Here is an 839-nt window from a genome sequence, read left to right as displayed (position 1 = left end):
GTGCTGAGCATAGCCGAGACCCAGGAGCGTTTCTTGATCATCGCCCCTGAAGAGCTGAGAGAGAAGATCCTGAATATCTACAATGAGGACTGGGATCTGCCCAACGTCTACGAGGGAGCAAGGGCGAGCGTTGTGGGCAAGATCAATACCGGCGACAGGTTTGTCGTCCGGCATAAGGGAGAGACGGTATGCGATGTGCCCATCCAGCACCTCACAGCGGGCATCCGCTACCAAAGGGCTGAATCCGAGAGGGTCTATAGCGAATCTGAGCCCGAATCCCGAGAGCCTGAGGACTACAATGAGGTTCTGCTCAGGATCCTGAATTCGCCGAACATCGCCTCCCGGGAGCATATCTACCGATACTACGATACCGAGGTCATGGGCAATGCGGTGATCAGGCCGGGCGAGGCGGATGCAGGGCTCATCGCCCCCGTGCGGGGGGAGAAGTTCGGCGTGGCACTGGCCGTGGACTCCAATCCCTTTTACGGCCGGATCAGCCCCTATTGGGGGGGAGCGACCTCAGTGGCTGAGGCGATGAGAAATGTGGCTGCCATAGGCGCGACGCCAGCCACTCTCACCGACTGCCTGAACTACGGCAATCCGGAGAAGCCCGAGGCCTTCTGGGAGTTTAGGGAAGGGGTGAAGGGATTGGCCGAGTCCTGCAAGAACCTCTGGCTGAAGGATTATAAGGATGAGAGAATTCCCGTACCCATAGTCTCAGGAAATGTGAGCTTCTACAATGAGTCTCCCCAGGGTTCTGTGGACCCCTCGCCCGTGATCGCCTGTGTGGGAATCATAAGGGATTTCGACAAAGCGATCACTATGGATCTGAAGGCGGC

At 57.7% G+C, this 839-nt stretch carries 1 protein-coding gene; it reads left to right on the top strand.

All coding sequences use genetic code 11. The annotated features are described in order from the left end of the window. On the top strand, positions 1 to 839 hold an 839-nt coding region (locus tag BP822_RS03330; RefSeq protein ID WP_286877738.1), incomplete at both ends, for an AIR synthase related protein.

The organism is Methanosaeta sp. UBA458, assembly GCF_002496085.1.
Lineage (GTDB): Archaea > Halobacteriota > Methanosarcinia > Methanotrichales > Methanotrichaceae > Methanothrix > Methanothrix soehngenii.
The sequence above is the reverse complement of the archived record's forward strand: the minus strand, read 5'-3'. Positions and strand labels throughout refer to the sequence as shown.